General features: G+C 40.1%; 6 protein-coding genes. All 6 read right to left on the bottom strand.

Going from position 1 to position 4,375, the window contains the following annotated elements:
• Window positions 1–254 precede the first annotated feature (254 nt).
• Window positions 255–1,118: an IS3 family transposase gene (locus tag A37S_RS0122255; RefSeq protein ID WP_245586453.1), complete on the bottom strand. Its 864-nt coding sequence runs from the start codon at window positions 1,116–1,118 to the stop codon at window positions 255–257.
• Window positions 1,115–1,405, bottom strand: coding sequence for a transposase (locus A37S_RS0122250; protein WP_028298850.1), 291 nt, complete (start codon window positions 1,403–1,405; stop codon window positions 1,115–1,117). The genes A37S_RS0122255 and A37S_RS0122250 overlap by 4 nt, the downstream gene beginning before the upstream one ends.
• A gap of 100 nt (window positions 1,406–1,505) precedes the next feature.
• On the bottom strand, window positions 1,506–1,916 hold the full coding sequence (locus tag A37S_RS0122245) for a VOC family protein (RefSeq protein ID WP_028298849.1): 411 nt from the start codon (window positions 1,914–1,916) through the stop codon (window positions 1,506–1,508).
• A 66-nt stretch (window positions 1,917–1,982) separates the two neighbouring features.
• Window positions 1,983–2,555 carry a Crp/Fnr family transcriptional regulator gene (locus A37S_RS0122240; RefSeq protein ID WP_028298848.1) on the bottom strand — a complete coding sequence of 191 codons (573 nt, stop codon included), beginning with the start codon at window positions 2,553–2,555 and terminating at the stop codon, window positions 1,983–1,985.
• 324 nt (window positions 2,556–2,879) lie between these two features.
• Window positions 2,880–3,368: a GyrI-like domain-containing protein gene (locus A37S_RS0122235; RefSeq protein ID WP_028298847.1), complete on the bottom strand. Its 489-nt coding sequence runs from the start codon at window positions 3,366–3,368 to the stop codon at window positions 2,880–2,882.
• Window positions 3,365–3,880, bottom strand: coding sequence for a pentapeptide repeat-containing protein (locus tag A37S_RS0122230; protein ID WP_245586452.1), 516 nt, complete (start codon window positions 3,878–3,880; stop codon window positions 3,365–3,367). The genes A37S_RS0122235 and A37S_RS0122230 overlap by 4 nt, the downstream gene beginning before the upstream one ends.
• Window positions 3,881–4,375: the final 495 nt, after the last annotated feature.

Below are 4,375 nucleotides of genomic sequence, written 5' to 3'. Positions count from 1 at the left end.
CTAAAAAAAGCCATCGTTAAAACGACTGAAATCGCTTTGTGAAAAGTCAGTTTTCTAAGCAAATTTTAGAAAATCGGGGTTGTGCAACGGTTACCGATGTTAGCGGTTCGTTGTTTGTCTTTCCGTGTCCAACTGTAACAAAAAAAGTCAAGCGAAACACTTACTTCACTGGAATTGCAATAGTATACTAGAGATTTTTTTTCGTCAGATATTTTTTTTGAGATGCATTTATTTAGATTCTTCTTTTGTGCAATTTACGCGGCTCTTTTTCTATTCATCATTGCTTTTTCAACTTCTAAGGGAGTCAAATAGCCTAGTGTAGAATGGCTTCTTTTTCTGTTGTACCAAACCTCTATGTACTCAAAGATTGCCAGGTATGCCTGCTTCTTAGTTTTGAAAGTTCTTTGGTAAACCATCTCAGTTTTCATTGTTTTAAAAAAGCTTTCTGCAACTGCATTATCCCAACAATTTCCCTTTCGGCTCATACTCTGTTTTATTGGTAAGCCCACCAATTGCTTCCTAAATTCTAAGCAGGCATACTGGACTCCCTGATCAGAGTGGAATATTAGTTCATTTTCAATTGCTCTGTTTGCTTTTGCCATTTGGAATGCTCTAATCGTCGTATTTTTAGCTTCCATATTATCACTCAGCGACCAGCCGATCACTTTTCTGTCTGCAAGATCTATAACCGTTGTCAAATATACCCACCCAGCTCCAGTACGTATATAAGTAAGGTCTGATACCCATTTTTCTCCAAGTCTCCCTGCCGAAAAATCTCTGTTGAGGACGTTTTCTGCTACAGGATGCACATGCCTGGAGTCTGTGGTTTTCACCCACTTCTTGCGTATGATACTTTGGATCCCAGCTTTCCGCATTATCCTGGCTACCCTGGGTCTGGAAACTCGGAAACCCTTTTCAGCAAGCTTGGCTGCAATTCTTGGGCTGCCGTAAACTTTCTTGCTGTTCTGGTGAATCTCACTGATTTCTTCCAGCAGTGAGGTGTTATCAACTTGACGCTTGCCCTTGGGATGCTTTAACCAATAATAAAAACCACTGTTACTTAATCGAAATACCCTACACATCATTTCAACTGAAAATATTCTTCGGTGCTCTTTTATGAATCCGAATATCTCCCGTCTCCCTTGGAAAAGATGCCGACCGCCTTTTTTAGAATGTCGCGTTCCATTTGAGCATCCTTTAGCTCTTTTTGCAACTTTTTAATTAGTTTCTGATCCTCAGTCAACCCAGCCTTTCCTTGCTCGGAATCTGAATCCCGTTGTCTCCATTTACTCAAAAGAGTTTGGCTGATACCTAATTCATCAGCTACCTCTTTTACAGATCCCTTACGATAAGAAAGCTCTACAGCCATCTTTCTGAAGGAGTCATCAAACACTCGTCTGCTCATATAATCAAATTTAAAGGTTTCTTTCTAAATCTGACAACTAAATTCCTCCAGTCAAATGTAGCAACTCCACACTTGACTTTTAGTACTATTGTCAGTCGTCTTATTGTTCAGCGTGAAGCCCAACTTTGTTTCCTTCGCTGTCAATGATGATAGCAATAAAACCTGCTGGAATTTGTATTTTTGGTGCAATCACTTTTCCGCCTGCTTGTTCTACTTTGTCAAGAACAGTTTGAATACTTGGGCTTGCGTTGATGTAAACGACTGTGCCATTGCTTGACGGATTGTTTCTTGCTGTCTTTGACAAAACGCCCGTTACTCGTCCCGATGTCGCTTGAACAACATTTGGATTGAAAGGGAAGAAAACGGCTTCATCGTTTCCGTCTGCACGTTTAACCATTTCTATATCCAAAATAGTTTCGTAGAATTTTTTTGCCCTGTCAATGTCTGTTACAGGAATTTCAAACCAAGTCAAAACGTTGGTTTGCTCGTCAATTTTTTTCAACTTTTGCATATCTCTTATATTTTCAGCAAAGGTCAAAAATGTTACGGTGTCAGACCTGTGATAAACGTCACATAATTATCCCAACACTCTGCGTTTTCTAATTCGGCTTAATGTTTCCCTTGCTACACCAAGAAAGGAAGCTAATTGAGAAAGTGAAACTCGTTGTAAAATTTCGGGGTGTTTTGTTTCTAAATATTCCAAACGTTCTTGTGCAGAATAGAGTTTGAATAAGGTTGAAAATTCTTCTTGTTTCGTAGCAAATAAGCGTATGCAGTTTCTTCCCAAAGTTTCTATCTCGTTGGCTTGTTGGGCTGTTTTAAACAATTTGTCTTTGTTAAAAATTATGGTGGTTAATGGTTCACAAGCCACAATATTAAATTCCGATTTTTGCCCGTTGCCAAAGCTATTGATGTTGGTTGCAATTTCGTTTTCAAAGAAAAATCCTGTGTTTTTTACAACTCCGTCAATTTCATAATAGCTTTTGCAGTAGCCGTTGTCAATGTAAAAAAGTGAGTTGCAAACTTGTCCTTGTCTTAGTAGCAATTCGTTTTTCTTAAACTCTTTTTTTGTCAATACAGGTTGAAGCAGTTCCCAACTTCCGTCAGAAAAACTTGTCAGCGAACGAATGTATTTTAGAAGATTGTCCATTGATTTTTGTGTCTGCTGTGTCGTCCGTTACAATGACCGCTAACGTCCCGGCGGCTTTGCGCACGTCCCGAGCGGGGCGTAGCCCCTGTGAGGGATGGCGCAAAACCGCCTGATGTGCGAGAGTCCGCGAAGCGACCGAGCGCATCAGGCGGTGCAAGCCGCCGGGACGATGTAGCGAAAGGAGCGAAGCGGATTTCGCTACATCGGTTTGCGGCTTTGCGTTCGGGCGGGCTTTTACCACAAAACTTACTACGAAGCCGAAATTTCAAATTTACGAAAAACTGTCATACGAAGCCGTTCACCCCGCCTGACGCAAAACCGCTGTTAGTGGCTGGTGTTCTTCGGTCTTATCGGTATCCAAATTTCTTCTTCTGATGTCGGGTCGTTGTTTTTGTATTTGTCGCCCAAAACTTCAAAGTGCGGTCTATTGTCTAAAACGTAGTCTGAACTTGGCAACCACGTTCCAAAAATGTATTGGAAAATGGAATTGTCCGTGCTCAAACCTTTGTAGTCAAAAACCGCATAAAGTCCGCTTGGTAAAATAAACGTTTCCATTTCGGTTGGCACGTTGTCAAAGTTTGCAACTTCAATTGTCGCCCACCTTTCAAATTCGTTTGTTGGCTTAAAGTCTGCAAAATGTGTCGGTTTGTAAACCACCAATGAAATCAAGTCGTTTGTCAAGTTATTGGTTATTTCTTTTCGTCTTGGTGTAAAACTTCTCCAAAGTTCGCCTATTTTATAGTTGGCAAAACTCATTGTTAGTCGCTTACCGACTAATTTCTTTTCGTTTGATGTTTCAATTCTTGGTGTCATTTTTCTATGTCAATATCGTATTTGTCTAAAAGTCCTGAAATGCCCAAAATAGAAAATTTTGCTTTCTTAATTCGGTTAATTTCTGGGTCAATGGAATAATTGTAAGAAGTCCGAAAGTCGGTTTTTTCAAGTATCGTGTGGTCGAAAACGGCTTGTGTCAAATTGCAGTTGTCAAACACGGAACTTGTCAAGTCGGCTTCTGCAAAGTCAGTTTCTTGTAACTGCGAATTTTTGAAAACTGTCTTTTTGATTTTTGTCTTATAAAACGAAGAATGGTTGAGTTGGCAACCGTCAAACGAAAAAGAAAGTCCAAACTCATTGCAGGTGTCAAAGCGAAGTCCCAACATTTTGCAGTCTTTAAATTTTATGTCCCGAAAAGCCGTTTTGTTCAGTTTTGCCAAACTCAAATTACAACCGTTAAATGTGCAGTCTGTGAACTTAAATTCAGAAAGGTCATTGTCGGAAAAGTTACAACTGTTGAACGTGCAATTTTCGTATTCGCCTTTTGTCAGCGTGTCGTTTCGGTCAAAAGTTTTATCTTGTATGTATGTTTCCTCCGTTTGTCTGTTCTGTCATTTGGAACGGTGTCCTGTTACACTTGCCACTAACGTTTTCGGGCTTTGCGTTCGGGCGGGGTTTCGGAGCACAAAACTGTCTGTCGGCACTGAACTTGAATAGAAGCACAAAGCTCCAAGTTTGCACGTCAGCCCGCCTGACGCAAAACCCGTGTAACCGTTGCACAACCCCGATTTTCTAAAATTTGCTTAGAAAACTGACTTTTCACAAAGCGATTTCAGTCGTTTTAACGATGGCTTTTTTTAGAGGTTGTAATTTATCTTGGAAATTTCAACAAGCTTAAATCGGCTCTAATGAGGTCAAAAAATAGCGGTTTAGAACAGTTTGTACTGTTCCTGTACTTTTCTCCATAGCTTTGGCTATTATTTTTGGAGTTTTTCCTGTGAATTTCAGGTATTTCTTCAGATTGTAAGTCAATGCAGCCATCAGAA

The sequence above is a fragment of the Olivibacter sitiensis DSM 17696 genome (genome assembly GCF_000427965.1).
Taxonomy (GTDB): domain Bacteria; phylum Bacteroidota; class Bacteroidia; order Sphingobacteriales; family Sphingobacteriaceae; genus Olivibacter; species Olivibacter sitiensis.
Note: the sequence above shows the minus strand (reverse complement) of the source record. Positions and strands in the feature narration are given on the sequence as shown.

What these genes read in the sequence shown, in the direction of transcription:
- A37S_RS0122240 (WP_028298848.1), bottom strand. Translation starts at nt 2,555, where the DNA reads ATGGACAATCTTCTAAAATACATTCGTTCGCTGACAAGTTTTTCTGAC.
- A37S_RS0122250 (WP_028298850.1), bottom strand. Translation starts at nt 1,405, where the DNA reads ATGAGCAGACGAGTGTTTGATGACTCCTTCAGAAAGATGGCTGTAGAG.
- A37S_RS0122235 (WP_028298847.1), bottom strand. Translation starts at nt 3,368, where the DNA reads ATGACACCAAGAATTGAAACATCAAACGAAAAGAAATTAGTCGGTAAG.
- A37S_RS0122245 (WP_028298849.1), bottom strand. Translation starts at nt 1,916, where the DNA reads ATGCAAAAGTTGAAAAAAATTGACGAGCAAACCAACGTTTTGACTTGG.